We start from the raw sequence: 1,761 nt of genomic DNA, 5'->3' as shown, positions 1-1,761 counted from the left end.
ATCGTCTCTTGGCGCACATTCGCGCGCTTCACAACCGGTCTCGACACTTATCGTCATTGGGCGTTCAGTGCGCAGGTGGAACAATCGCCGAATATGCCGGGTTATCTGCGGCATGATCAAAAGGGACAGAGACATGAAGGCCAAGGGTATATTCATCGGCGCAGCGCTCGCCGCACTCGTCACGACGTCGGCCTGCACGACCGATCCGGAGACGGGCCAGCGCACGATCTCGAAGACCGCGCTCGGCGGCATCGGCGGCGCGCTCGGCGGCTATCTGCTCGGCGACATCGTCGGCGGGCGTAACGACCGGACCGAGAAGCTGCTCGGCGCCGGCATCGGCGGCCTCGCGGGCGCGGGCGTCGGCGCGTACATGGACAAGCAGGAGCGCGATCTGCGCGCACGCACCGCAGGCACCGACGTCCAGGTGATCCGCCAGGGCGACGACCTCGTCCTCAACATCCCGTCGGGCATCACCTTCGCCTATGACAGCGCGACCGTGCAGCCGCAGTTCCAGCGCACGCTCGATCAGGTCGCGGACACGCTGCGCCAGTATAACCAGACCTATATCGACGTGTACGGCCACACCGATTCGACCGGCAGCGACTCCTACAACCAGACCCTGTCGCAGCGCCGGGCGACCTCGGTCGCGGATTACCTGTCGAGCCACGGCGTCCAGTCCGCCCGCATCGGCACCCGCGGCTATGGCGAAAGCCAGCCGATCGCCTCGAACGACACCGACGCCGGCCGCGCAGCCAACCGCCGCGTCGAGGTAAAGATCGTCCCCATCACCCAGAACGACCTCCGCTAACCACCCCTCCGCCCGCCCCCTCCGTCATCCCGGCGAAAGCCGGGACCCAGGGTGCGGGCGGACGGGCAACAGAAGAAGGGGGGTTCGCGCGGAGACGCGGAGGCGCAGAGAGAGTGTGGACGTCGCGCAGCGACCACCCAATCACCTCCGGCAGAGCTAAAGGTCAGGGTTTCCCGACCGAAAGGCCGGACGCACCCCCTCCGCGCCTCCGCGCCTCCGCGTGAACCCACTCTTCTTAATCACCCCGTCATCCCGGCGAAGGCCGGGACCCAGGGTCAAAAGCGCAAACCCGCATGGCCCTGCGCCCCGGCGTCAGCCGGAAGAACGAGCACGCGCCACAAGACAGAAGAAGTTTGGTTCACGCGGAGACGCGGAGGCGCGGAGACGGTGTGGACGTCGCAGAGCGACCGCCCGATCACGTCCGGCAGCGCAAAAGATCAGCGTCTCCCGACCGAAGGGCCGGATGCACTATCTCCGCGCCTCCGCGCCTCCGCGCGAACCCATTCTTCTTCTACGGACGCCGCTCCCGGAAAAACCCCGTCAGCAACCCCGAGGCCTCCCGCTCCCCGATCCCCGCATAGACCTCAGGCCGATGATGGCACGTCGGCTGGCCGAAGAACCGCGCGCCATGCTCGACCGCGCCGCCCTTCGCATCCGCCGCCCCATAATAGAGCCGCGCGATCCGGGCATGCGCGATCGCCCCCGCGCACATCGCGCACGGCTCGAGCGTCACCCACAGATCGCAATCCTCCAGCCGGTCCCGCCCCAGCGCCCTGGCCGCCGCGCGAATCGCGAGCATCTCGGCATGTGCGGTCGGATCGCACAGCGCGCGCGGCGCATTGGCCGCGGTCGCGATCACTTGCCCGGCACGCACCACGACAGCGCCGACCGGCACCTCGCCCGCTGCCGCTGCATCGCGCGCGGCGTCGAGCGCGCGCCGCATCGGGTCGGGG

The 1,761-nt window shown here is 68.7% G+C and carries 2 protein-coding genes; one reads left to right on the top strand and one right to left on the bottom strand.

The window, feature by feature from the left end:
- Positions 1 to 133 precede the first annotated feature (133 nt).
- A complete protein-coding gene (locus sphsw_RS13660) occupies positions 134 to 808 on the top strand; it encodes an OmpA family protein (RefSeq protein WP_031394229.1) in 675 nt (224 codons plus the stop codon).
- A gap of 511 nt (positions 809 to 1,319) precedes the next feature.
- On the opposite strand, the gene sphsw_RS13655 is transcribed toward sphsw_RS13660, so the two are convergent.
- Positions 1,320 to 1,751, bottom strand: coding sequence for a nucleoside deaminase (locus sphsw_RS13655; RefSeq protein ID WP_031441085.1), 432 nt, complete (start codon positions 1,749 to 1,751; stop codon positions 1,320 to 1,322).
- Between the last annotated feature and the right edge of the window lie 10 nt (positions 1,752 to 1,761).

Source organism: Sphingomonas sp. FUKUSWIS1 (assembly GCF_000733135.1).
GTDB lineage: Bacteria > Pseudomonadota > Alphaproteobacteria > Sphingomonadales > Sphingomonadaceae > Sphingomonas > Sphingomonas aerolata.
This window is presented reverse-complemented; position numbering and strand designations above follow the sequence as displayed.